Source organism: Alcaligenes faecalis (assembly GCF_005311025.1).
GTDB classification, from domain to species: domain Bacteria; phylum Pseudomonadota; class Gammaproteobacteria; order Burkholderiales; family Burkholderiaceae_B; genus Alcaligenes; species Alcaligenes phenolicus.
Genome location: NZ_CP031747.1, coordinates 4,039,767 through 4,062,882 on the forward strand (window position 1 = coordinate 4,039,767; position 23,116 = coordinate 4,062,882).

A 23,116-nucleotide genomic window follows, 5' to 3' on the forward strand; every position below is an offset into this window, starting at 1 on the left:
GCGGCGCCCACCTTCATTTTTTCGCCATACTACGCTGACGATCCGCCAACATCAAACGTCCAGGCGGAACCAGTTCAACACGGCATCCAACGGAGAGTGATTCAAGGCAAAGCTGGCTTGCTCCTGCACCACCGGTTTGGCACGATAAGCCACCGAGTACTTGGCCTTGGACATCATGGGCAAGTCATTGGCCCCATCTCCAATCGCAATACACTGCTCTGGACCTGCACCCAGCTCAGCCGCCAGTTCCTGCAGGAAACGGGCTTTAGCCTGACCATCTACAATTGCGCCCAACACTTTACCGGTCAGCTTGCCGTCCACCACTTCCAAGGTATTGGAGTGGGCGTAGCTCAGACTGAAACGGTCTTTCATGCGCTCGGTGAAGAAGGTGAAGCCCCCCGACACCAGCAAAGTTTTCACCCCGTGGGCATGGGCCGTCGCAATCAAACGATCCGCACCCAGGTTAGGCTGCAAGCGCTCTTCATAGACGCGAGTCAGATCGCTGACCGGCACACCTTCCAGAAATGCGACACGGCGATTCAGACTCTCGGTGAAGTCCTTGATTTCGCCGCGCATGGCCGCTTCAGTAATTGTGGCAACCTGCTCCTTGCGGCCAGCCATATCAGCGATCTCGTCAATACACTCGATATTGATCAGCGTGGAATCCATGTCCATTGCCAGCACACGCATTTCTTTCAGGCGATCAATCTGCTCCAGAAAAGCAAAATCCATCGCGCCGGTCTTGCACACGGCCTGCACCTCAGCGCGTTGCGTAGCATCTGCACCCAGCAGGCGCACGGCGGTAGGACCCAGCTCCTGGACTCCATCGGCCTGCACCACTGCCGCAATTTTTTCGATGATGGCGCTATCCAGGCGCGGCCCTTGAAGAATGAGATGAGACATCAGATCGTCCACAAAGCAAGAAAATACAGCACAGCCACTGTGCCAAAAGACGATTATTGTAGCCTGCTGCAGCCCCGGCACGGCCCTGCCAACAGGCGACAATGTCAGTTTTCAGCCTGAACTCATCCTGCTACGATAAAAGCTATCGCGAAATGACCGAGGACGCCCTCCATGTACATCTGGCCCAACAATACCTTGCTGGATCTGCTCCACATCGAACACCCCATCGTTCAAGCCCCTATGGCCGGCGCCCAAGACAGCGAACTGGCTATTGCCGTTGCTCGTGCTGGGGGCCTGGGCTCTCTGGCCTGCGCCATGCTCAGTCCGGAGCAGATTCGGGAACAAGTAGGCTTGTTCCGGCAAGCCGTATCGGCCCCTATCAATCTGAACTTCTTTTGTCATGAAGACCTGCGCCTGGAGCCTGAGGCTCTGCAAGAGTGGCGTCTGCGCCTGATGCCTTACTACCAGGAATACGGCCAGGACCCCAATCAGGAATTGCCCAAAGCGGCACGCGCACCCTTCTCCAGTCAGCATGCAGAATTGGTCGAAGACCTGAAACCCGAAGTCGTCAGCTTCCACTTCGGCTTGCCCTCCCCCGAGCTGGTCCAGCGTGTGAAAAAAGCCGGTGCCCTGGTCATGTCCAGCGCTACCACGACAGCTGAGGCGGTCTGGCTGCAAGAGCACGGCGCCGACATCATCATCGCCCAGGGTCTGGAAGCCGGTGGCCACCGTGGCATATTCCTGGACGATAAAGTGCATACACAAGTGGGCACCATGTCTTTGGTTCCCCAGATTGCCGATGCCGTCACTATTCCTGTGATTGCGGCCGGTGGTATTGCCGATGGACGCGGTATTGCTGCCGCCCTGGCCTTGGGCGCCAGCGCCGCTCAAATTGGCACGGCCTACCTGTTCTGCCCTGAATCCAAGATCACTCCACTGCATCGCGAAGCCCTGTCCAATAGTCGCTCGGACGGCACAGCCTTGACCAATCTGTTCTCCGGCCGCCCTGCCCGCAGTATCCGCACTCGTCTGATGGATGAAATCGGTCCTTTAAGTGCCAGCGCTCCGGTATTTCCCCATGCGGGTTCGGCTCTCAGCCCGCTGCGTATCGAAGCCGAAAAACAAGGCCGTACCGAATTCAGTTCTCTGTGGAGCGGACAAAGCGCTGCCTTGGGTCGTGCCCTGCCTGCCGAACAACTGACGCTGGTTCTCGCTCAAGAAGCTCAGGGCGTCTGCAAGCGTCTGGGCGTGGCTGGCGCTACCCATGCCCCACTGGACAAACCTTGATCGATTCTGTGGGCTGCACACGCGGTATGCAGCCCCTCACATGGGTCAAAGCCAGCCGCTGACGGCATGGCCCAGACATTCAGGGCAAAAAAAACCTCGCAAAATTGCGAGGTTTTTTTCATGCATTCAGCACTATTCAAACTTGCCCTTGGGGTGACGCATCAAATAGCGATACACAAAGCCGGGGTACGCCATCACCAAAAACAGAGCAAAGGTAATGGTGTAGAACACCCAAGTTTGCTTGAACGGGTTACCGATACTGGCTTCAAAAGCAAAGCCGAACGCACCCATAATCCCGTAAAAAGCACAGACTTCCAGAAGGCGAGAAAAAAAGCCTTTGGAAACTTTCTGATGGCGAGAGCGCCAGGCCGGGAAGTAAAACATGGCCCCCACCAAAGCCAGACCCAAAAACAACTTGCCCAACATGACTGGCAAGGAGCTCAAGCCGGAGCTGGAGGCAATCACCGTGTAGATTCCCAAACCCAAAGCAGCCAGCACGGCCAGGTACACAAGGCCAACAATCAGTTGCAGCCAGGGCGAGAGACCTGAGCGCTCGCCCGGCATGGACCAAGGCAAAACCAGCAAGGGCTTTTCCACGAGAAACGGCAGATTAGCCGTAATCACGGAAAGAACAATCAAGACCCAGATGGAAAGGCTTTGGTCCATAGTGCTACCTACTTAAAACTGCAGGGAAGACTGAATCACGCGGATGCAGGTGTCCATCAAGCCACCAGGCAACACGCCCAGGCCGATAATCAGAACGCCGTTTACCAGCATGACCAGCTTGGTCAGCAAGCCCGTTGCCACAGGATGCTCTTCACCTTCAGGTTCGTCGAAGTAAACAACCTTCACGACACGCAGGTAGTAGAAAGCACCAATCAAGGACATGATCACGGCAAACACAGCCAGCCAGACATAGCCTGCACCCACCACAGCTTGCAGAACACTCAGCTTGGCAGCAAAGCCGGACAGCGGAGGAATACCAGCCAGGGAGAACATGGACAGCAGCCAGATCAAAGCCAGACCAGGGTTACGGCGGTTCAGGCCTTTCAGGTCGCTGATGTTTTCGCATTCAAAACCACGACGGCTCAGGATCAGGATCAGACCGAAAGTGCTCAGGGTGGTCAGAACGTAGATCACCACATAGAACAGCGAAGCACCGTAGGCTTGAGAGTGAGTCTCGCCATTGAACACGCCAGCCAGCAAGCCCAGGAAAATGAAACCCATGTGCGAGATGGTCGAATACGCAAGCATACGCTTGAGATTCTTTTGCATGATCGCAGTCAGGTTACCCAGAGCCAGCGACAGCACAGCCATGATCAACAACATGGGCTGCCAGTCCACGGCAATACCGTGCAGAGCCTCAACCAGGAAGCGCATGGTTACGGCAAAAGCAGCCAGTTTAGGAGCAGCACCGATGATCAGGGTAACGGTAGTAGGAGCGCCTTGATAGACGTCCGGTGTCCACATATGGAAAGGAGCAGCCGTCAATTTGAAGGCCAGACCTGCCACAACAAACACCACACCGAAGACCAGAGCCAGACGCTCGGCTTGACCGTTAGCGATGACTTCAGCGATACGTGGGAATTCCAGATGGCCGGTAGCGCCAAAAATCATGGACATACCGTACAGCAAGATACCCGATGCCAACGCACCCAGAACGAAGTACTTCAACGCCGCTTCAATGGACTGACGGTGTTCACGACGCAGGGCAACCAGTGCGTACAGCGCAAAGGACATCAGCTCCACACCCAGATAAGCGGTCAACATGCTGTTGGCCGAAATCATGATCATCTGGCCCAGCAGAGCCATCAGAGTCAGGGTGTAGAGTTCACCACCGCGTTCCATCATGTCGCGCTGTTCGGCGTACTCACGACCGTAGATCAGGGTAGCGGCCACGGCCACACACGAAAGCAGCTTCAGAAAGTGCGCCAACTCGTCTGCGACGAACAGGCCACCAAACGAGACACCGCTCACGCCCTTGGACCACTGCCAGGCTACGCTGGCCGCAACCACGGCAAGCGTCAACAGGCTCAGAACAAACGTCGAGTGGCGCTGTTTGTGTTTGCTGAACGCATCAAAAATCAGCACACACGAAGCCAGAACCAGGAGCAGGATCTCGGGCAAAGCCAGAGAAAAGTTAAAGGTAGTATCCATAGTGATTCGGCCTACAGTTTCGAGATGGAGACGTGTTGCAGCAACGCTTCAACCGAAACGTGCATGACCTCGGTAAATGGCTTGGGATACACACCCATGCCCAGCACCGCAATCGCCATTACGCCAAGAACGAAGAACTCACGGCCACTCAGGTCGCTCATGCCGGCAACATTGTCGTTACCCACGGGGCCAAAGGCCACGCGCTTGAGCATCCACAGCGAGTAAGACGCGCCTGTAATCAGCGCTGTTGCAGTCAACAGACCGATCCAGAAGTTGTACTCCACCGCGCCCATGATGACGGTGAACTCACCGATAAAGCCGCTGGTGCCTGGCAAACCGCTGTTGGCCATCGAGAACAGCACAAAGAAGGTAACGAAACGAGGCATCACCTTGACCACACCACCGTAATCGGCGATTTGACGGCTGTGCAGACGGTCGTACAGAACACCGATACACAGGAACATGGCACCGGACACGAAACCGTGCGAGATCATTTGCATGATCGCGCCTTCCATACCCGTGGTGTTGAACACGAAAAAGCCCAGCGTGACAAAACCCATGTGAGCCACAGAGGAGTAAGCCACCAGCTTTTTCATATCGTCCTGAACGATGGCGACCAGACCAATGTAGATCACCGCGACCAGAGACAGGGCAATGATGATTCCGGCCAGACCTTGCGAAGCATCAGGAGCGATGGGCAGGGAAAAGCGCAGGAAACCGTAAGCACCCAGTTTCAACATGATGGCAGCCAGCACCACGGAACCACCAGTAGGTGCTTCCACGTGGGCATCCGGCAACCAGGTGTGGACAGGCCACATAGGCACCTTCACAGCAAAAGCCATGAACAGAGCAGCAAAGATCAGCACCTGAGTGGTGTAATCCAGCGGCACTTTATGCCAGGTCAGGATATCGAAAGTACCGCCGGACACATTCCACAAGTAGATGAATGCGATCAGGGTCAACAGCGAGCCGAGCAAGGTGTACAAGAAGAACTTGACCGATGCATACACGCGGTTCGGACCACCCCAGATACCGATGATCAAGTACATCGGGATCAGCGTGGCTTCAAAGAACACGTAGAACAGCAAGCCATCCAGAGCGGCAAACACGCCAACCATCAGACCCGACAGGATCAGGAAGGCACCCATGTATTGCGCCACGCGGTTCTTGATCACCTGCCAGCCCGCCAGCACCACGATCACCGTGATGAAAGCGGTCAGCAGAACAAACCACATGGAAATACCGTCCACGCCGAGGTGGTAATTCACCTTGAAGGCATCAATCCAGGGGGCCAGCTCGACAAACTGCATGTCGGCCGTACCGGGATTGAAGCCCGTGTACAGAGGAATAGTGACAACAAGACCGGCAATCGAACCCAGCAGAGCCAGCCAGCGGGTGAAGGTGGGACGATCATCACGCCCCAGAGCCAGCACCAACAGGCCAGCGACGATAGGTACGAAAATCGCCAGCGTTAACCAAGGAAGAGTAGAAGACGCCATATCGCTAGCCATTTACCGAACCGTCAGTACAAAAAAGGATAAGAGCGCCAGGATCCCGAGGATCATGGCAAAGGCGTAGTGATAGACATAGCCGGACTGGATATGACGGCTGATTGCAGCCACCCAGCCCACTACGCGTGCACTACCGTTGACCACCAGGCCGTCAATCAGACCGCGGTCAGCACCTTTCCAGAGGCCCGTACCCAGGCAGCGAACGCCACGAGACAGCACTTGCTCGTTGAACCAGTCAACGTAGTACTTGTTCTCCAGGATACGGTAGATAAAAGAGCAGTTCTTTTTGATAGCGGCAGGCAAAGCAGGATTAACCAGGTACATGTACCAGGCCACCACAGCACCAGCCACAACCAGCCAGAATGGCAATGTGCCAAAACCGTGTACGGCGTAAGCCATCCAGTCGGTCCAGTGCTCGGCCAGCGTTGCCATTGCAGGATGGTCAGGCAGAACCGTCACAATGCCTTCAAAGTAGCCACCGAACAGCAATGGATCAACGAACCAGATACCGGCGAAGATCGACGGAATGGCCAGCAGAACCAGAGGCAGCGTAACCACCCAAGGCGACTCGTGAGGATCGCCACCGTGAGCGTGATGGTCGTCGTGGCCATGCGACTCGTCGTGCTTGACGTCACGGAAGCGCTCTTTGCCGTGGAATACCAGGAAGTACAGACGGAAGGAGTACAGCGAGGTGACGAACACACCGATCAGTGTGGCGTAGTAAGCGTAGGTCGAACCCCAGATACCGGCTTCGCCTGCGGCTTCGATGATGTGCTCTTTCGAGTAGAAACCCGAGAAGAACGGCGTACCCACCAGAGCCAGCGTACCGATCAGGAAAGTCAGCCAGGTAATAGGCATGTACTTGCGCAGACCACCCATATTGCGGATGTCCTGATCGTGGTGCATACCGATAATCACCGAACCAGCGCCCAGGAACAGCAAGGCTTTGAAGAAAGCGTGTGTCATCAGGTGGAACACAGCAGCCGAGTAAGCCGAAGCACCCAGAGCTACCGTCATGTAACCCAGCTGGGACAAGGTGGAGTAAGCCACAACGCGTTTGACGTCGTTCTGGATAATACCCAGCAAGCCCAGGAACAAGGCACCCGTTGCACCGATCACGATGATGAAGGACAGCGCGGTTGTCGACTGTTCAAACACAGGCGAGAAACGAGCCACCATGAAGATACCGGCCGTCACCATGGTCGCGGCGTGAATCAGCGCCGAGATAGGAGTAGGACCTTCCATGGAGTCAGGCAGCCAGCTGTGCAAAGGAACCTGAGCCGATTTACCCATGGCACCCACAAACAGGGCCAGAGCAGCAACGGTCAGCAATTGCCAGTCAGTACCGGGGAATGTCATGGTGCTCAGTTCCTGAACCTTGGCGAACACGTCGCTGTAGTTCATGGAGCCGGTGTAGGCGTAGAGCAAGCCAATACCCAGAGCAAAACCGAAGTCACCCACACGGTTGACCAGGAAGGCCTTCATGTTGGCAAAAATGGCAGTCTTGCGCTCGTACCAGAAACCGATCAGCAGGTAAGACACCAGACCCACCGCTTCCCAACCGAAGAACAGCTGCAGCATGTTGTTGGACATGACCAGCATCAGCATCGAGAAGGTAAACAGCGAGATGTAGGAGAAAAAGCGCTGGTAGCCCGGATCATCCTTCATGTAGCCAATGGTGTAGATATGCACCATCAGCGACACGGACGTCACCACCACCATCATCAGGGCAGTCAGCTTGTCGATCAGAAAGCCGATATCCCACTGAATGCTGCCAATGGTGATCCAGGTGTAGACCGGACCGTTGAAGGTCTGGCCTTCCAGAACCTGCAACATGACCATGACCGAGCCGATAAAGGAAATCAGCACGCCCGCGATCGTAATCAGGTGAGCGCCTGTCTTGCCGATAAATCGACCCAGAAAGCCGGTACCGAACAAACCGGCTAGCGCCGAACCCACCAGGGGAGCAAGCGCAATCGTTAAGTAAAGATTTATGGAGTTCATTAGTGTGCTATCCCATCAACCCTTGAGCTGGTCGAGATCCTGGACATTGATCGAATTAAGGTTACGGAACAACAGAACCAGAATTGCAAGACCAATGGCCGCCTCGGCCGCAGCGACCGTCAGGACGAAAAAGACAAACACCTGACCTGCCTCGTTGCCCATCCAGGTGGAGAAGGCCACAAAGTTCATGTTGGCCGACAAAAGAATCAGCTCAACAGACATGAGCAAGATAATCAGGTTGCGACGGTTCAGGAAAAAGCCGAACAGGCCGATCGTGAACAGCACAGCGCCCAGGACCAAATAGTGCGCAAGCGTCAGCGTCATCATCATTTGTCTCCTGGCACGACAGCGTCAGCCGAACTGGACGCCGACGGCTTTTCGGTTTGAGAAGGAATGGAAACCATGCGCAGACGGTCTTGCGAACGAACCTTGACTTGTTCGCTGGAGACGGTGCGTTTGACACCTTCACGTTTACGCAGAGTCAGTGCAATGGCCGAGATCATGCCAACCAGCAGCACAATGCCACCGAGCAACACCGCCAGCACGTACTGGGAGTACATCAACTCGCCAATAACACGGGTGTTGTTGTAGTCCGCAGCCACCGCGGCAGCAGGTGCCGTTGTGAACCACAGTTTGGTCAGCACAAAGCCCATTTCCAGAACCATGATGGCGCCGATCAACAGCCCCATAGGCACGTGAGCCTTGAATTTCTTGGCAGCGGATTCCTGACGAACGTCCAGCATCATGATGACGAACAGGAACATCACCATCACGGCGCCCACATAGACCACCACCAGCAAGAGGCCCAGGAACTCGGCGCCCATCGTGATCCACATCATGGCGGCCGTGAAGAACACCAGAATCAAATGCAATACGGCTGTAACCGGATTCTTGGCAGCGATCACGCGATACGCGGCCACCACCATCACCAGCGCCAGCACATAAAACAGAACAGTAGTAAATAACATGAGTGTAGAGCTCCGGCCTTAGCGATAAGGTGCATCTGCGGCACGACGACGAGCGATCTCGTCTTCGTAACGGTCACCGATAGCCAGCAGCATGTCCTTGGTGTAGTACAAATCGCCGCGTTTTTCACCGTGGTACTCGTGAATGTGCGTTTCCACGATCGAATCGACCGGGCAGCTTTCTTCACAGAAACCACAGAAAATACACTTGGCCAGATCGATGTCATAACGCGTAGTACGACGGGTACCGTCCTCGCGCTCTGCCGATTCGATCGAGATGGCCATGGCGGGACATACGGCCTCGCACAGTTTGCACGCGATGCAACGCTCTTCGCCGTTTTCGTAGCGACGCAAAGCGTGCAGACCGCGAAAACGTGGCGAAGCGGGCGTGGTTTCAACGGGATAACGCAGGGTTACCTTGCGCTTGAAGAAATACTTCCCCGTCAGGCGCATGCCTTTGAGCATCTCGGACAGCATCAGGCTGCCAAAGAAATCTTTGATTGCTTCCATAATCTTGCCCCTTAGCCTTAATGCCAGATGTTCCAGGGCGTCTGCATCCAGATCGCCACAATAACCAGCCAAACACCGGTCAGCGGGATAAATACTTTCCAGCCCAAACGCATGATCTGGTCATAGCGGTAACGTGGGAACGTTGCACGGAACCAGATGAACATGGAGACCACGACAAAGGTCTTCAGACCCAGCCACAGCCACCCCGGAATCCAGGTAAATGGAGCGAACTCGACAATGGGAGTCCAGCCACCCAAGAACATGATGGACGCCAGAGCCGACAGGAAAATCATGTTGGCGTATTCGCCCAGGAAGAACAGAGCGAAACCAGTACCGGAGTACTCCACCATGGGACCGGCCACAATTTCCGATTCGCCTTCCACCACGTCAAACGGGTGACGGTTGGTTTCAGCAACGGCGGAAATCACGTAGATCACAAACAGTGGCAGCAGTGGCAGCCAGTTCCAGGACAGGAAGTTCAAGCCCTTGTCCGCAAAGTAACCCTGAGTCTGACCAAGCACGATGCCCGACAGATTCAGCGTGCCGGAAACCAGCAACACGGTAATCAGCACGAAACCGATGGCCAGTTCGTAGGACAGCACCTGAGCGGCTGCACGCAGACCACCCAGCAAGGCGTACTTGGAGTTGGAAGCCCAACCGGCCACGATCACACCGTACACACCCAGCGACGTAATCGCCAGAATGTACAGCAGACCGGCGTTAACGTCAGACAGAACCACATCGGGGCTGAAGGGAATCACAGCCCAGGCGGCCAAAGCAGGCATCAGCGTCACAACCGGAGCCAACAGGTACAAGACCTTGTTGGACTTCGCTGGAACGATCAGCTCTTTGGTGAGTAGTTTGAATACGTCAGCGAAAGGCTGCAGCAAGCCGCGGTAACCAACTCGAGTTGGTCCCAGACGAACGTGCATGAAGCCGATCATCTTGCGTTCCCAGTAAGTCAGGTAGGCAACACACAGAATGACAGGCACAGCGATGGCAACAACCTTCAGCAGCGTCCACACCACATACCATGCGTCCGGACCCAGCAGGTCCGTGCCGTAGCTATTGATGGCAGAGAGAAATTCCATGTTATGCACGCTCCACTGTCAATTGACCGAATGCGCTACCCAAAGCGGCAGTTTCAGAAAAAGCGGTGGCAACACGCACCGAGTTCAATGCCACGGTGTCATCCAGCTGAGCTGGCAGGCTGACTTCGCCTTGCGAAGAACGAACCTTTACCAGATCGCCGTCAGCCAGACCCAGTTGGGCCAGCGTGGCAGCGGCCATGCGAGCCGTAGGGGCTGCCGAAGCGGGTGTTTCCTGCAAGGGAGCCGAACGGCGTACCAGCGCATCGCTGCGGTAGATAGGCACATCTGCCACACGCTCCAGACCGCTTGCTGCAGGCAGAACGCTGGCAGCCAGATTGATCTGGTTGGACAGACGCGATTCCACACCGGCAGCCATGACAGAGTCACGAACCGATTCCGAGGTTTCATCGTCAAAACCATCCAGCTGGAACAGATTGCCCAGCACGCGCAGAACCTTCCAGGCCGGACGTGTATCGCCCACAGGAGCAGCAGCACCCTTGAAGCTTTGTACACGGCCTTCGGCGTTCACGAAGGTGCCGGAGGTTTCAGTGAAAGGAGACACGGGCAGCATCACATCGGCCCACTGCTCGGCAGCGGAACGATAGGAAGTCAGCGCGACCGAGAAGGTGGCGGACTTCAGTGTTTCTACTGCACGTTCGCCCAGATCGCTGTCCAGTGCTGGCTCAACATTCAGAACCAGGTAAGCACGCAGGGTTTGAGCCAGCATTTGCTCGGCAGTCAAACCGCCCTTGCCCGGTACGGCGTTAGCCAAGTAGCCACCCACGGTGTTACCACCGGCAGTCAGGAAGCCCAGCTTGGCACCGCTAGCCTGTGCAATCGCATTGGCGTTGGCAGCAATTACGCTAGCCTGATCCGAGTTGACAGCCATATTGCCCAGCAAGATAGCGACGCGTTCGCCGGAAACCAGGCTGTCAGCAATCTGCTGAGCTTCAGCAGAAACTTGCACGCCTTCCAGACCCGCAGGAACTGCGCTGTCTTTGGCTTTGGCAACGGCAACCAGCACTTGAGCCAGAGAGTTGGCCAACTGGCTGGGAGCAACCGTCATGCGGCCAGCAATCGCATTGAACAATGGATTATCGGCAGCCGAATCAATAAAGGAAACTTGAGCGCCACGTTTGACAGCCTGACGCAGACGCTGGGCCATCAAGGGGTGATCTTTACGCAGGAAGGAGCCCACGACCAGAACGCGATCGAGCTCGTTCAAGGCGGTCAGAGGCATACCCAACCAAGGCACACCGGCCAGAGCACCATCCAGACGGGCATCGGTCTGACGCAGACGGAAGTCCACGTTTTCGGTACCCAGAGCACGACCCAGACGAGCCAGCAAAGCCAGTTCTTCAGTCGTGGAGGTAGCCGAACCAATACAGCCCAGCTGATCTGCACCAAACTTCTCGCGCACGGCGTTCATGCCGGCAACGATGGTTTGCATGGCGTCGTTCCAGGAGGCTTCGCGCCACTGGCCGTCATCACCGCGCACCATGGGGCGAGTCAGACGATCTTCGGTGTACAGGCCTTCGTAGGAGAAACGGTCACGGTCGCTGATCCAGCACTCGTTGACTTCGTCGTTCTCGAAAGGAACAACACGCAGTACCTTGTCCATCTTGGCTTGCAGCACCAGGTTGGCACCTACGCTGTCGTGCGGGCTAACGCTGCGACGACGGGCCAATTCCCAGGTACGGGCATTGAAGCGGAAGGGTTTGGACAGCAAGGCACCCACGGGGCAAACGTCAATCATGTTGCCCGACAATTCAGACTCGACTGCGCGACCCACAAAGGTGGTGATTTCAGCGTGCTCGCCGCGGTTGAGCATACCAACCTCTTGAACGCCGGCGATTTCTTCGCCAGTACGCACACAGCGGGTGCAATGAATGCAACGCTGCATGGCTTCGGTCGAGATCAGTGGGCCCATGGATTTGGCGGCCACAACGCGCTTTTCTTCCTTGTAGCGCGACTCGGAGCCACCGTAACCCACGGCCAGATCCTGCAGCTGACACTCACCGCCCTGATCGCACACGGGGCAATCCAGGGGGTGGTTGATCAGCAGGAATTCCATGACGCTTTTTTGAGCGGCAATGGCTTTTTCCGAACGAGTACGCACAACCATGCCGTTGGTGACGGGAGTGGCGCAAGCAGGCAAAGGCTTGGGCGCTTTTTCCACGTCCACCAAACACATGCGGCAGTTGGCGGCAATACTCAGTTTTTTGTGATAACAGAAGTGCGGCACGTAGACCCCGGCGTCATGGGCAGCCTGAATGACCATGCTGCCTTCCGGGGCGTCAACTTTAATGCCATCGATGGTGAGTTCTACCATTACGTTGTCCTGGCCTACAAATATTGAGGCACCACACAGCCTTTATGCTCGATGTGGTGTGCGAACTCGTCGCGGAAATGCTTAACGAAACTGCGCACCGGCATGGCAGCAGCATCACCCAGGGCGCAAATGGTGCGACCCATGATGTTCTGTGCGATGTCATCGAGCATGTCCAGATCTTCTGGGCGACCTTGACCGTTCTCGATACGATGCACCATGCGCCACAACCAGCCTGTGCCTTCCCGGCACGGCGTGCACTGGCCGCAGCTTTCGTGATAGTAAAAATAGGACAGGCGCAGCAGGGACTTGACCATGCAACGAGTCTCGTCCATCACGATGACAGCGCCCGAACCCAGCATGGAACCAGCCTTGGCAATGGAGTCATAGTCCAGGTTGGTCGCCATGATGATGTCGGCGGGCAAAACGGGCGAGCTGGAACCACCAGGGATCACAGCTTTCAGTTTGCGACCGTCGCGCATGCCGCCTGCCAATTCCAGCAAGGTGGCAAACGGTGTACCCAGAGGCACTTCGTAGTTACCGGGACGCTCTACGTCGCCAGTAATGGAGAAGATCTTGGTACCGCCCGCATTGGGGATACCCACTTCCAGGTATTCCTGACCGCTGTTGCGCAAAATCCAGGGTACAGCCGCGAAGGTTTCAGTGTTGTTGATGGTTGTCGGCTTGCCGTACAGACCAAAACTGGCCGGGAATGGTGGTTTGAAGCGAGGCTGGCCCTTCTTGCCTTCCAGGGACTCCAGCAGCGCAGTTTCTTCACCGCAAATATAGGCACCGTAACCGTGGAACGCATGCAGCTGGAAGCTGAAATCCGAACCCAGGATCTTGTCACCCAGAAAGCCTGCCGCACGGGCCTGTTCCAGCGCTTCTTCAAAACGCTGATAGATTTCGAACACTTCACCGTGGATGTAGTTGTAGCCCACGGTAATACCCATGGCGTAGGCTGCAATGGCCATGCCCTCGATCACGATGTGCGGGTTGAAACGCAGGATATCGCGGTCTTTGAAAGTGCCGGGTTCGCCCTCGTCGGAGTTACATACCAGGTACTTTTGACCGGGCAAGCTGCGGGGCATGAAGCTCCACTTCAAACCCGATGGAAAACCTGCACCACCACGACCGCGCAAGGCCGAAGTCTTGACTTCAGCAATCACGTCTTCGGGCTTCATGCCGGTAGTCAGTACTTTACGCAGAGCTTCATAGCCACCGCGCTTGACGTACTCTTCCAGGCCCCAGTTATCGCCGTTCAAACCAGCCAGAATCTGTGGCTGAATATGACGATCATGAAAAATCATGCTGCGCGACAGGTCGCCACCAGGGTTAGGTTCCAATCCCTGTGCGAACTTGCGCAGAATGTCCGGTGCAATCATGCCGATTCTCCGTGTGTCTTCAATTCTTCGAGCATGGCATCAATGCGCTCGGCTTCCATACGCACGCACATGTGCTGATTGTTCAGCAGCATGACGGGCGAATCACCACATGAACCCATGCACTCTCCCATGATCAGGGAGAACTGGCCGTCCGCCGTGGTTTCACCGTATTCGATACCCAGTTTCTCTTTCAGGTACTCGCCAGCCTTGACGCCATCACGCAGCGCACAGGGCAAGTTGGTGCAAACGGAAATAGTGACGCGGCCAACGGGCTTGGTGTGGAACATGTTGTAGAAGGTCGCAACCTCCTGCACAGCGATAGGCTCCACGCCAATGTATTGGGCCACATCCTCGATAATTTCTGGCGATACCCAGCCTTTTTCCTGCTGGGCAATGGCCAGGGAGGCCATGATGGCAGAGCGACGTTGATCTGCCGGGAACTTGCTCAGTTCCTTATCTATCTGTTGGTAGGCTTTTTCGGAAAGCAACATAATTCGGTTCCGTTTTTCCAGGCGCGACCTTAGCGGTCGATCTCGCCAAACACAATGTCCTGCGTGCCGATGATCGTGACCGCGTCGGCAATCATGTGACCGCGGCTCATTTCATCGAGGGCCTGCAAGTGGACGAAGCCCGGAGCACGGATCTTCATGCGGTAAGGCTTGTTACCGCCGTCAGATACCAGATAAATGCCAAACTCGCCCTTGGGATGCTCCACACCGGCATACACTTCGCCAGTAGGCACGTGCATACCTTCGGAGAACAGTTTGAAATGGTGGATCAAGTCCTCCATCCCGGTTTTCATGCGTTCGCGCGATGGCGGCGCCACTTTGTGGTTATCCGTGATGACAGGACCGGGGTTGTTACGCAGCCACTGTACACACTGACGGATGATGCGGTTGCTCTCGCGCATTTCTGCGATACGAACCAGGTAACGGTCGTAAGAGTCACCGTTGCGACCCACAGGAATATCAAATTCGACGCGATCATAGACTTCGTAGGGCTGCATCTTGCGCAGATCCCACTCCACGCCCGAACCACGCAGCATGGGGCCGGTAAAGCCCAACGCCTTGGCGCGATCAGGATCAACCACGCCCACGCCCACCAGACGCTGCTTCCAGATACGGTTATCGGTCAGCAGGGTTTCGTATTCGTCAACACAAGCGGGGAAACGATTGGTGAAGTCTTCAATGAAGTCCAGCAAGGAACCTGAACGCGCTTCGTTCATGGCTTTCAGTTCTTTGTCGGAGCGGTATTTGTTGGCCTTGTACTGAGGCATGGTGCCGGGCAGATCGCGGTAAACGCCACCAGGACGGTAGTAGGCCGCGTGCAAACGGGCGCCGGAGACCGCTTCGTAGCAGTCCATCAGGTCTTCACGTTCACGGAAGGCGTACAGGAACACGGCCATGGCACCCACGTCCAGCGCATGCGAACCGACCGACATCAGGTGGTTCAGGATGCGGGTAATCTCGTCAAACATGACGCGGATGTATTGAGCACGCAACGGCACCTCAACACCGACCAGACGCTCCACGGCCATACAGTAAGCGTGCTCGTTGACCATCATGGACACATAGTCCAGACGATCCATGTATGGCAGGGTTTGCAGGAAAGTGCGGTGCTCAGCCAGCTTTTCGGTGGCACGATGCAACAGACCAATATGGGGGTCAGCACGCTGAATGACTTCGCCGTCCAGCTCAAGCACCAAACGCAACACACCGTGTGCGGCTGGGTGCTGAGGACCAAAGTTCAGGGTGTAGTTTTGAATTTCTGCCATGATGCTTATCGCCCAATTCCGTAATCGTCCTCGCGCACCACTCGTGGCGTGATTTCACGCGGCTCGATGGTGACGGGCTGGTAAATGACCCGCTTCTGCTCGGTGTCATAGCGCATTTCGACGTAGCCGGAGATGGGGAAGTCTTTGCGGAACGGATGACCGATGAAACCATAGTCGGTCAGGATGCGACGCAGATCAGGGTGGTTCTCGAAAATAATGCCGTATAGGTCAAACGCCTCGCGCTCGAACCAGTTCACCGACGGCCAGACCTCGAACAGGGTTGGCAAAGCGGGGAAATCGTCGTTGGGCACAAAGCAGCGCACACGCAGGCGCCAGTTGTGCTTCAAGGACATCAGGTGCAGTACAACGGCAAAGCGATGGGGAAACTGAGCCGATGCAGCCTGATAGGTGGGCGCTTTCCAGGCGGAATAATCAATCCCGCACAAGTCGATACAGGTCTCAAAGCGCAGATCAGCGTGGTCGCGAAGCAATGTGCAAGTGTCGACCCATGCATCAGCGGGCACTTCCAAAGTGAGTTCATTGCGCGCTTGCGTCAACGCAGCCTGCTCGCCAAGGATAGAGAGCAAGTTGGTTTTTAAAGTTTCTAGCCGTGTCATAGTCTTGTTTAGCCTGTTCTAACCGTTCAGCGTGCGATGGTATTGGTCAAGCGGATCTTGTTCTGCATTTGCAGCAAGCCGTAGACCAAAGCCTCAGCAGTCGGAGGGCAGCCTGGCACGTACACATCTACCGGCACGATGCGATCACAGCCGCGAACGACCGAGTAGGAGTAGTGGTAGTAACCGCCACCGTTGGCACAGGAGCCCATGGAGACGACCCAGCGTGGCTCGGCCATCTGGTCGTACACCTTACGCAAGGCGGGTGCCATCTTGTTGCACAGGGTGCCCGCCACAATCATCAAGTCAGATTGACGTGGGCTGGGACGGAAAATAATGCCGAATTGGTCCAGATCATAACGAGCTGCACCAGCGTGCATCATTTCCACTGCACAACAGGCCAGACCAAATGTCATGGGCCACATGGACCCTGTTTTTGCCCAGTTCAGAAACTTGTCTGCACTGGTCGTCACAAAACCTTCTTTGAGAATGCCGTCGATAGCCATAGTAGTTGCCTTTTGCCGGATCAGACCCTGGGAAGCCCCGGCCTATCCTGTTGCTGACCAAACCCGCTGTCATCAAGACGCATCCTCGTGCCCCTTATGCCCAGCAGCAGACGCGAAAACCCCTAGCAGGGTTCTCTATGGATGGGCTTACTCCCAGTCCAGAGCGCCTTTTTTCCATTCGTAGATAAAACCGACCGTCAAAACGGCCAGGAACGCCATAACGGTCCAGAAACCGACCAGGCCTACTGTTCCATTGGCCATGGCCCAGGGAAACAGAAAAGCGATTTCCAGATCGAACATGATGAACAGAATCGCGATCAGGTAGTAACGAATGTCCACCTTCATGCGCGAATCGCCGAATGCTTCAAAACCGCATTCGTAAGGAGAGAGCTTTTCAGCATCGGGCCGGTTTGGACCGAGCACTCGACCGACTAAAAGTAGAGCCAGGCCAATCCCAGTGGCGACGATGATAAATAGCAAAACGGGAAAGTACTCTTGCAGGTTCATGCAAAGCATCCAATCGCAGTAAATAAACTCTTGGATTGTAGCATTTTGAGAGCACAGTTTTGGGGGATAACCCCAAACCATTACATCTATGCACGGGTGTTGCACCCATGCCGCAAAAACTGTCAGCTACCTGACCAAAAACCCTTCAACTATTGATTATTTACTTTATTAAGGGTTGCGATTTCAAGCGCTGATTAATTATCTTACCCGCTTTTGTAAGGAAAATGTCAGCCACAACAGCCAGGAAAACGATTTTTCGCGCTTATTTTGTAAGCAAGACAAACAAGACCGAGCAGTCGGAATAATAGATAGGCAAGCACAACACACAAGCGATTCGGGCACCAGGCACAGAGGAGCACAGCAACGGCGTATTCAACAGATCCGCACACAGAACCGCAAGAGCGAGGACAAGCACATACCAACAACCCCAGAAGCAACAGCCCCAAAACAGCCCAAGAGCCGCAATCCAAACAGACCGACCTGAACACCCTAAACAACGAGCAATAAAAAAGCCATCCCGAAGGATGGCTTTTTATACTTCTTCAGCTCAAGCAAGTCCGAAGACTTGCTCATCGCAATGCGTAGACATGCTACGCAAATCGATTAGAACTGGTGACGCAGACCAACGCCGACCAAAGTCGACTTGCCATCAGGCAGGAAGTGCACGTTCTTGGCGTAAGAACCGATTGCGTACACGTTGGTGCGCTTGCTCAGTGGGTGGCTGTAACCCAGGCTGAAAGTGTGCTGTTTCTTCATTTCCCACGATGGGGTGTTGCGATCCAGCGACTCTGGAGCCGAACGAGGATCAGCCATAGTCCAAGAACCCATCAGAGTGCCAGCGCCAACAGGAGCAGACAAACCAACCAGGTATGTATTTACTTTCAGACCTTTCAGGTTGCTGGTGTCAATACCAACACCGCTGAAGGACTGAGCTTCAAACAGGCCGTCACGAGTTTGACCGAAAGCCAAGTGAGCTTTCACAACTTCAAAGTCGTAGCTACCGCCGATGTTCCAGGACTTGACAGTGTCGCCGCCAGTCACAGGATCACCAATTTGATTGCGGATTTCACGAGTCTTGTACTGATCGTATGTCAGAGCAACACCGATTGGGCCGTTAGCGTAGCGCAGACCGGTAGTGATACCGCGCTGGTTGCGCTCCAGACCATCCTCAGCGCTTGCGCTGTTGGTGATCTTGTACTCCTGAGGACCATCAGTGTTGAAAGAGTAACCAACGCCGAACTGGAAGCCGGAGAAGTTAGGGGTTTGATACATGATCATGTTGTCGTAACGAACGGTGTTAGCAGCCGTGAAAGCAGCACCGATGTTAGCTTGATCAAAACCACCGCCGAATGGATCGGCTACGCCTGGCAGATACTTGGAGGCGATGTTAGTCTGACGACCGAAGTCCAGTTGACCCCAGCTGTCACCAGCCAGACCCAAAGTGGCCTGACGGCCGAACAGACGGTCACCTTGCTTGTGAGTACCGGTACCCAGATCGAAACCACTTTCCAGAACAAACACAGCGCGCAGGCCGTCACCCAGATCTTCAGAACCTTTCAGGCCCCAACGGTTGCCGGACTGGATGCCATTGATCATGCCGGTTTTTTTCTGGCTAACGGATTCCAGACCATCACGGTTAGAAGCGTAGGAATCGGTACCCTTAAATTTCTGGTAACCGATACCACCGTCCAGAATACCGTACAGGGTGACAGACGTTTCTGCGTGTGCGACGCCAGCGAAGCCGGCCATCAGAGCAGCAGCGAGCAGAGTCTTTTTCATGTAAGAAATCTCCGTAGATTTGAGTAAATCAGAGCAGCCCAACTACAACAGTGCTGCTGCTCTTTCTAACTCCGCGATGGGAAGTTAACGCTATTGCATCAAAATTCCCGTCGCTTGACTACGAAACCCTTCGGAAACGTGAATCTTTGTGCACAGCTTGTTGGCTATACACAACAAAAACCCACTTGAAGCCGCTTTCCATGCCGCATTGAGCAAGCACGACAATTAGCAGGCTAAAGCCGGAATCTTCTTAAGAAGTTGCTTTAAGTGATCCGAGCAATCGGTTGCCAATGCTGGTTTTCTGCAAACAAGGCAAAAAATGAAATCGGCACCGAAAAAGACAAGATCGCCGACCCCAGCCTATCGAGAGCCAAAGCTGGCTACTCAATCCACCTGATAAATTCTCACATTATGAGAATTAACACCAACATAGGATTCAGCATGCACTGACCCGGTTCAATCACTTTCCTAGCAATCAAGAACGGGTTCCGGAAATCAAACGCAAGCAACTTACACAAGAAGGCAAAACACCCAAAAATTGGCGAAAAAAAAACCTGCCCTTGCCAGGATCAGGTTTTATTTCCAGGCTCCGCAATCGCAGAACTTTTCAACTTTTTTGTTTGGTGCCGACGACGAGACTCGAACTCGTACAGCTTTCGCCACTACCCCCTCAAGATAGCGTGTCTACCAATTCCACCACGTCGGCAAGCAATCAAGACAGCGATATTAGCATGACAAAAGTAAAGCTGTCAGTACAAAACAGCCCAAAACACCTAAAAAAGCACGTACTCAAGCATATTCCACACAAACAACGCCAAATAGACAAAGCCCGCCATTAGAGGCGGGCTTTGATATCGTATTTTCCGATCCTGCTTTTGATCCTTACCGTCTTCTATATATAGAGCAGCATTGAATCCCCAAGCAGATCGAACTTACTCAGCAGCAGGAACCGCAGGAGCGCTTTGCTCAGGAGTTGCCGAAGGAACTGCAGCTGGCACAGAGGTGTCAGGGGCCGGAACCGAAGCTGCACCCGATGGAGCTGCGCCAGGAACAGACGATTCGTAACCCTGCATCACGCCCGCATCCACTTTCTGTGCAGGATGGTGAGCAACCCAAGCCAAACCACCGGTGGACACAAAAAAGACGATTGCCGCCCACTTGGTCATGCGCGACAAAAAGTTTGCCGCACCTGCCGCACCAAACACACTCCCTGCCGAGCCGCCACCAAAGGCCGAGCCCATATCAGCGCCCTTGCCTTGCTGCAGCAGAACCAGACCAATAATCAACAGCGAGGAGATAACCTGCACCGCCATCAGAACGGAAGACATCCAATCTTGCATTTAAAGACTCCAGACCCTTTAAGCGGCCACAATACGTAAAAATTCTTGCGCATCCAAAGATGCACCACCCACCAAGGCACCATCAATATCCGGCATGGCAAACAGCTCGGCGGCATTATCTGCCTTCACGCTGCCACCGTACAAAATACGCAACTGATCCGACTCCATATAGGCACGAATCTGTTGATGCATTTGCTGCGCTTGCTCCGGCGTTGCAGTCAGGCCCGTACCAATAGCCCAGACCGGCTCATACGCCAGGACCAGTTTGGATACCACTTCAGCCCCAAGAGCTTTGATGGGTTCAAGCTGATCTTGCACCACACAGGTTTCCTGCCCCGCCTCACGATCAGCCAACTGCTCGCCAATACAGACAATAGGCGTCAAGCCCGCATCCAGTGCCGCAACAACTTTGGCGGCAACCTGAGCGCTACTTTCCTGGTGATACTGACGGCGCTCGGAATGCCCGACAATCACCCAGCGACAGCCGATATCAGCCAGCATTGCCGCCGAGATTTCCCCCGTGTATGCACCCTTGGCGTGGACACTGACATCTTGAGCGCCGACCGCTATGGTCGAATCTTTCAAGATACCTGCCACCTGAGGCAAATACACATAAGGAACGCATACAAGCACATCACAATCTGCCTGCGCACCAGGCTGAACGAGCAGTTCTTGCAGCAGACGGCTGTTGCCATCAAGCGAGCCATTTAATTTCCAATTACCCGCAACCAGTCGTTTACGCGAAGAATGTACGCTCATTGCTCCCTTGATGCCAGTCAAAAAGTTACACCAACGCCCACAATCAAGGCGCAGCTAACCGGCTATTGTAGCGCGTGCTAATCCGTTTCGCGCATATTTGACAGAAAATTCGTTTCAGAACAGCAAGAAAAAGGGTGGCTGCGCCACCCTTGCTGCTTTTATGGAACAAGAATGATCTTGCCCACCTGCTCACCCGCCTCCATCATGGCATGCGCTTCGCTCGCCTTTTCCAAGGGGAAAGTGGCATGGATCAAGGGACGCACCTGCCCTGCCTCCAGCAAAGGCCAGACACGTTCTTTCAGAGCCTGCGCCAACTGCGCCTTGAACTCGACAGAGCGGGACCGCAAGGTTGAGCCAGTGATAGTCAGGCGACGACGCAGGATCTCCCCACAATTAATCGTGGCCTTCACCCCACCCAGCAAAGCAATAATGACGATACGACCGTCATCAGCCAGGCACGTCAAATCCCGGTTGATGTAGTCGCCAGAGACCATATCCAGAATCACATCAACGCCACGGCCGCCTGTTTTGCTTTTGATGACGTCTTCGTAAACCTCGGTTTTATAGTTGATGCCGATCCCGCCCAAGCGATTAATGGCCTCCACGCGCTCATCACTGCCTGCCGTGGCATATACCGTATGCCCCAGAGCCACTGCCAACTGGATAGCTGTTGTCCCAATTCCACTGGCACCGCCATGAACCAGCAGGGTTTCACCCTTGCTCAACTGACCACGGTCGAACACATTGCTCCAGACAGTGAAGAAAGTTTCTGGCAGCCCCGCCGCCTCCAGCAAGCTGAAACCCGCAGGAATAGGCAAGCATTGCTGTACTGGCACCACACAATATTCGGCATAGCCACCACCAGTGACCAACGCACAGACCTGATCCCCAATCTTGAACTCACTGCCCTGCACATCGCCCGAGACGATTTCACCGGCCAGTTCCAGGCCGGGAATATCAGAGGCACCAGCCGGCGGCGGGTAAGCGCCTGCTCGTTGCAAGACGTCCGGACGGTTCACGCCCGCCGCCAGCACCTTGACCAGCACTTCACCCGGACCTGTTTGTGGCATGGGGCGCTCGCCCACTTGCAACACTTCCGGCTTTCCAAACTCGGTAATTTCAACAGCTCGCATACCTACTCCCTGATATCTAGACTATTTTTCCAGCGCGGCTGCAAGTACAAACCATAAGCAGCCGCCTTACCTGCTGCAATCTATCACAGGCACTGGCATCAACGCTCTATTCCAGCCATGAAAACAGATTATTTCAATGACGCTGGCAAATTTATACGTTACACTTTAAGGCTTTCCTGGCCTCCGTGCTTTTTTGCGCATGTGACTTGTCAGGAAGAAAAGCCCAACAGACAGGAAGCGTGCCAGAGCGGTTGAATGGACCGGTCTTGAAAACCGGCGATGGGGTAACCCATCCGTGAGTTCGAATCTCACCGCTTCCGCCATCATCTCCCGCTGCATCCATGGCGGAATTGGTAGACGCAAGGGACTTAAAATCCCTCGATCTTTGATCGTGCCGGTTCGATTCCGGCTGGATGCACCATAGACCTGAAGCGGTCTGCACTGATACATAAGCCTTGAATTTGCCCAAACCTGCGTTGGTTTTGCAGCAAAAACCAGGCGACAAAAAGCCCACTACGCATAGTGGGCTTTTTTGTTTCACCAACCATCGAATGGGGCAGTA

21 protein-coding genes and 3 tRNA genes are annotated in these 23,116 nt (G+C 54.8%); 3 read left to right on the forward strand and 21 right to left on the reverse strand.

The annotated features are described in order from the left end of the window. Positions 1–51: 51 nt before the first annotated feature. Positions 52–903: a phosphoserine phosphatase SerB gene (gene serB, locus D0C27_RS18500; protein ID WP_137431429.1), complete on the reverse strand. Its 852-nt coding sequence runs from the start codon at positions 901–903 to the stop codon at positions 52–54. A 171-nt stretch (positions 904–1,074) separates the two neighbouring features. Here serB and D0C27_RS18505 point away from each other — a divergent pair, with 171 nt between their 5' ends. Continuing rightward, positions 1,075–2,190, forward strand: coding sequence for an NAD(P)H-dependent flavin oxidoreductase (locus tag D0C27_RS18505; protein WP_137431430.1), 1,116 nt, complete (start codon positions 1,075–1,077; stop codon positions 2,188–2,190). Between the two features lie 132 nt (positions 2,191–2,322). On the opposite strand, the gene D0C27_RS18510 is transcribed toward D0C27_RS18505, so the two are convergent. The 20 genes from D0C27_RS18510 to D0C27_RS18605 all read right to left on the reverse strand — a co-directional run bounded on the left by D0C27_RS18510 (position 2,323) and on the right by D0C27_RS18605 (position 22,554). Next, positions 2,323–2,856, reverse strand: a complete 534-nt coding sequence (locus tag D0C27_RS18510; protein ID WP_009456672.1) for a DUF2818 family protein — start codon at positions 2,854–2,856, stop codon at positions 2,323–2,325. A gap of 12 nt (positions 2,857–2,868) precedes the next feature. Beyond that, positions 2,869–4,347, reverse strand: coding sequence for an NADH-quinone oxidoreductase subunit NuoN (nuoN, locus tag D0C27_RS18515; protein ID WP_083053262.1), 1,479 nt, complete (start codon positions 4,345–4,347; stop codon positions 2,869–2,871). 11 nt (positions 4,348–4,358) lie between these two features. After that, positions 4,359–5,846, reverse strand: coding sequence for an NADH-quinone oxidoreductase subunit M (locus D0C27_RS18520; protein ID WP_026483134.1), 1,488 nt, complete (start codon positions 5,844–5,846; stop codon positions 4,359–4,361). Between the two features lie 12 nt (positions 5,847–5,858). Further along, complete coding sequence (nuoL, locus tag D0C27_RS18525) at positions 5,859–7,862, reverse strand: NADH-quinone oxidoreductase subunit L (protein WP_060186471.1); 2,004 nt, start codon at positions 7,860–7,862, stop codon at positions 5,859–5,861. Positions 7,863–7,877: 15 nt separating this feature from the next. Beyond that, a complete protein-coding gene (gene nuoK, locus D0C27_RS18530) occupies positions 7,878–8,186 on the reverse strand; it encodes an NADH-quinone oxidoreductase subunit NuoK (protein ID WP_026483136.1) in 309 nt (102 codons plus the stop codon). A gap of 2 nt (positions 8,187–8,188) precedes the next feature. Next, positions 8,189–8,830: an NADH-quinone oxidoreductase subunit J gene (locus D0C27_RS18535; protein ID WP_009456678.1), complete on the reverse strand. Its 642-nt coding sequence runs from the start codon at positions 8,828–8,830 to the stop codon at positions 8,189–8,191. A gap of 18 nt (positions 8,831–8,848) precedes the next feature. Further along, positions 8,849–9,337 carry an NADH-quinone oxidoreductase subunit NuoI gene (nuoI, locus tag D0C27_RS18540; protein ID WP_003801051.1) on the reverse strand — a complete coding sequence of 163 codons (489 nt, stop codon included), beginning with the start codon at positions 9,335–9,337 and terminating at the stop codon, positions 8,849–8,851. A 17-nt stretch (positions 9,338–9,354) separates the two neighbouring features. Next, a complete protein-coding gene (gene nuoH / locus D0C27_RS18545; RefSeq protein WP_045930249.1) occupies positions 9,355–10,428 on the reverse strand; it encodes an NADH-quinone oxidoreductase subunit NuoH in 1,074 nt (357 codons plus the stop codon). Position 10,429: 1 nt separating this feature from the next. Further along, entirely contained in the window at positions 10,430–12,760 is a 2,331-nt protein-coding gene (gene nuoG / locus D0C27_RS18550) for an NADH-quinone oxidoreductase subunit NuoG (protein ID WP_035272463.1), read from the reverse strand. A gap of 14 nt (positions 12,761–12,774) precedes the next feature. Further along, the gene (gene nuoF / locus D0C27_RS18555) at positions 12,775–14,142 is read right to left on the reverse strand and encodes an NADH-quinone oxidoreductase subunit NuoF (protein WP_009456684.1); all 1,368 of its coding nucleotides are present in this window, start codon (positions 14,140–14,142) and stop codon (positions 12,775–12,777) included. Continuing rightward, complete coding sequence (gene nuoE / locus D0C27_RS18560; protein WP_026483139.1) at positions 14,139–14,633, reverse strand: NADH-quinone oxidoreductase subunit NuoE; 495 nt, start codon at positions 14,631–14,633, stop codon at positions 14,139–14,141. Before nuoE ends, nuoF begins: the two co-directional genes overlap by 4 nt. A 29-nt stretch (positions 14,634–14,662) precedes the next feature. Further along, entirely contained in the window at positions 14,663–15,916 is a 1,254-nt protein-coding gene (locus tag D0C27_RS18565) for an NADH-quinone oxidoreductase subunit D (RefSeq protein ID WP_003801056.1), read from the reverse strand. A gap of 5 nt (positions 15,917–15,921) precedes the next feature. Continuing rightward, positions 15,922–16,533, reverse strand: a complete 612-nt coding sequence (locus D0C27_RS18570) for an NADH-quinone oxidoreductase subunit C (RefSeq protein ID WP_009456690.1) — start codon at positions 16,531–16,533, stop codon at positions 15,922–15,924. Positions 16,534–16,559: 26 nt separating this feature from the next. Beyond that, on the reverse strand, positions 16,560–17,036 hold the full coding sequence (locus tag D0C27_RS18575; RefSeq protein WP_003801059.1) for a NuoB/complex I 20 kDa subunit family protein: 477 nt from the start codon (positions 17,034–17,036) through the stop codon (positions 16,560–16,562). A 147-nt stretch (positions 17,037–17,183) separates the two neighbouring features. Then, positions 17,184–17,543 (reverse strand): NADH-quinone oxidoreductase subunit A, encoded by a 360-nt coding sequence (locus tag D0C27_RS18580; protein ID WP_003801061.1) that lies wholly within the window; start codon positions 17,541–17,543, stop codon positions 17,184–17,186. A gap of 603 nt (positions 17,544–18,146) precedes the next feature. Then, complete coding sequence (locus D0C27_RS18585; protein WP_137431432.1) at positions 18,147–19,322, reverse strand: porin; 1,176 nt, start codon at positions 19,320–19,322, stop codon at positions 18,147–18,149. 621 nt (positions 19,323–19,943) lie between these two features. Continuing rightward, a tRNA-Leu gene (locus D0C27_RS18590) sits at positions 19,944–20,028 on the reverse strand. Between the two features lie 226 nt (positions 20,029–20,254). Then, the gene (gene secG / locus D0C27_RS18595; protein WP_137431433.1) at positions 20,255–20,662 is read right to left on the reverse strand and encodes a preprotein translocase subunit SecG; all 408 of its coding nucleotides are present in this window, start codon (positions 20,660–20,662) and stop codon (positions 20,255–20,257) included. Positions 20,663–20,680: 18 nt separating this feature from the next. Next, positions 20,681–21,421 (reverse strand): triose-phosphate isomerase, encoded by a 741-nt coding sequence (tpiA, locus tag D0C27_RS18600; RefSeq protein WP_060186464.1) that lies wholly within the window; start codon positions 21,419–21,421, stop codon positions 20,681–20,683. Between the two features lie 158 nt (positions 21,422–21,579). Beyond that, complete coding sequence (locus D0C27_RS18605) at positions 21,580–22,554, reverse strand: NAD(P)H-quinone oxidoreductase (protein ID WP_035272457.1); 975 nt, start codon at positions 22,552–22,554, stop codon at positions 21,580–21,582. A gap of 233 nt (positions 22,555–22,787) precedes the next feature. Between D0C27_RS18605 and D0C27_RS18610 the strand changes: the two genes are divergently transcribed. Beyond that, a tRNA-Ser gene (locus D0C27_RS18610) sits at positions 22,788–22,877 on the forward strand. A 12-nt stretch (positions 22,878–22,889) separates the two neighbouring features. After that, positions 22,890–22,975 (forward strand) — tRNA-Leu (locus D0C27_RS18615). Positions 22,976–23,116 lie beyond the last annotated feature (141 nt).

Coding starts and splice junctions, on each gene's coding strand:
- nuoE (WP_026483139.1), bottom strand. CDS start 14,633: ATGTTGCTTTCCGAAAAAGCCTACCAACAGATAGATAAGGAACTGAGC.
- nuoF (WP_009456684.1), bottom strand. CDS start 14,142: ATGATTGCACCGGACATTCTGCGCAAGTTCGCACAGGGATTGGAACCT.
- D0C27_RS18580 (WP_003801061.1), bottom strand. CDS start 17,543: ATGAACCTGCAAGAGTACTTTCCCGTTTTGCTATTTATCATCGTCGCC.
- D0C27_RS18505 (WP_137431430.1), top strand. CDS start 1,075: ATGTACATCTGGCCCAACAATACCTTGCTGGATCTGCTCCACATCGAA.
- nuoL (WP_060186471.1), bottom strand. CDS start 7,862: ATGAACTCCATAAATCTTTACTTAACGATTGCGCTTGCTCCCCTGGTG.
- D0C27_RS18605 (WP_035272457.1), bottom strand. CDS start 22,554: ATGCGAGCTGTTGAAATTACCGAGTTTGGAAAGCCGGAAGTGTTGCAA.
- D0C27_RS18565 (WP_003801056.1), bottom strand. CDS start 15,916: ATGGCAGAAATTCAAAACTACACCCTGAACTTTGGTCCTCAGCACCCA.
- nuoI (WP_003801051.1), bottom strand. CDS start 9,337: ATGGAAGCAATCAAAGATTTCTTTGGCAGCCTGATGCTGTCCGAGATG.
- D0C27_RS18520 (WP_026483134.1), bottom strand. CDS start 5,846: ATGGCGTCTTCTACTCTTCCTTGGTTAACGCTGGCGATTTTCGTACCT.
- D0C27_RS18585 (WP_137431432.1), bottom strand. CDS start 19,322: ATGAAAAAGACTCTGCTCGCTGCTGCTCTGATGGCCGGCTTCGCTGGC.
- D0C27_RS18575 (WP_003801059.1), bottom strand. CDS start 17,036: ATGGCTATCGACGGCATTCTCAAAGAAGGTTTTGTGACGACCAGTGCA.
- nuoN (WP_083053262.1), bottom strand. CDS start 4,347: ATGGATACTACCTTTAACTTTTCTCTGGCTTTGCCCGAGATCCTGCTC.
- D0C27_RS18510 (WP_009456672.1), bottom strand. CDS start 2,856: ATGGACCAAAGCCTTTCCATCTGGGTCTTGATTGTTCTTTCCGTGATT.
- secG (WP_137431433.1), bottom strand. CDS start 20,662: ATGCAAGATTGGATGTCTTCCGTTCTGATGGCGGTGCAGGTTATCTCC.
- D0C27_RS18570 (WP_009456690.1), bottom strand. CDS start 16,533: ATGACACGGCTAGAAACTTTAAAAACCAACTTGCTCTCTATCCTTGGC.
- D0C27_RS18535 (WP_009456678.1), bottom strand. CDS start 8,830: ATGTTATTTACTACTGTTCTGTTTTATGTGCTGGCGCTGGTGATGGTG.
- nuoG (WP_035272463.1), bottom strand. CDS start 12,760: ATGGTAGAACTCACCATCGATGGCATTAAAGTTGACGCCCCGGAAGGC.
- nuoH (WP_045930249.1), bottom strand. CDS start 10,428: ATGGAATTTCTCTCTGCCATCAATAGCTACGGCACGGACCTGCTGGGT.
- serB (WP_137431429.1), bottom strand. CDS start 903: ATGTCTCATCTCATTCTTCAAGGGCCGCGCCTGGATAGCGCCATCATC.
- nuoK (WP_026483136.1), bottom strand. CDS start 8,186: ATGACGCTGACGCTTGCGCACTATTTGGTCCTGGGCGCTGTGCTGTTC.
- tpiA (WP_060186464.1), bottom strand. CDS start 21,421: ATGAGCGTACATTCTTCGCGTAAACGACTGGTTGCGGGTAATTGGAAA.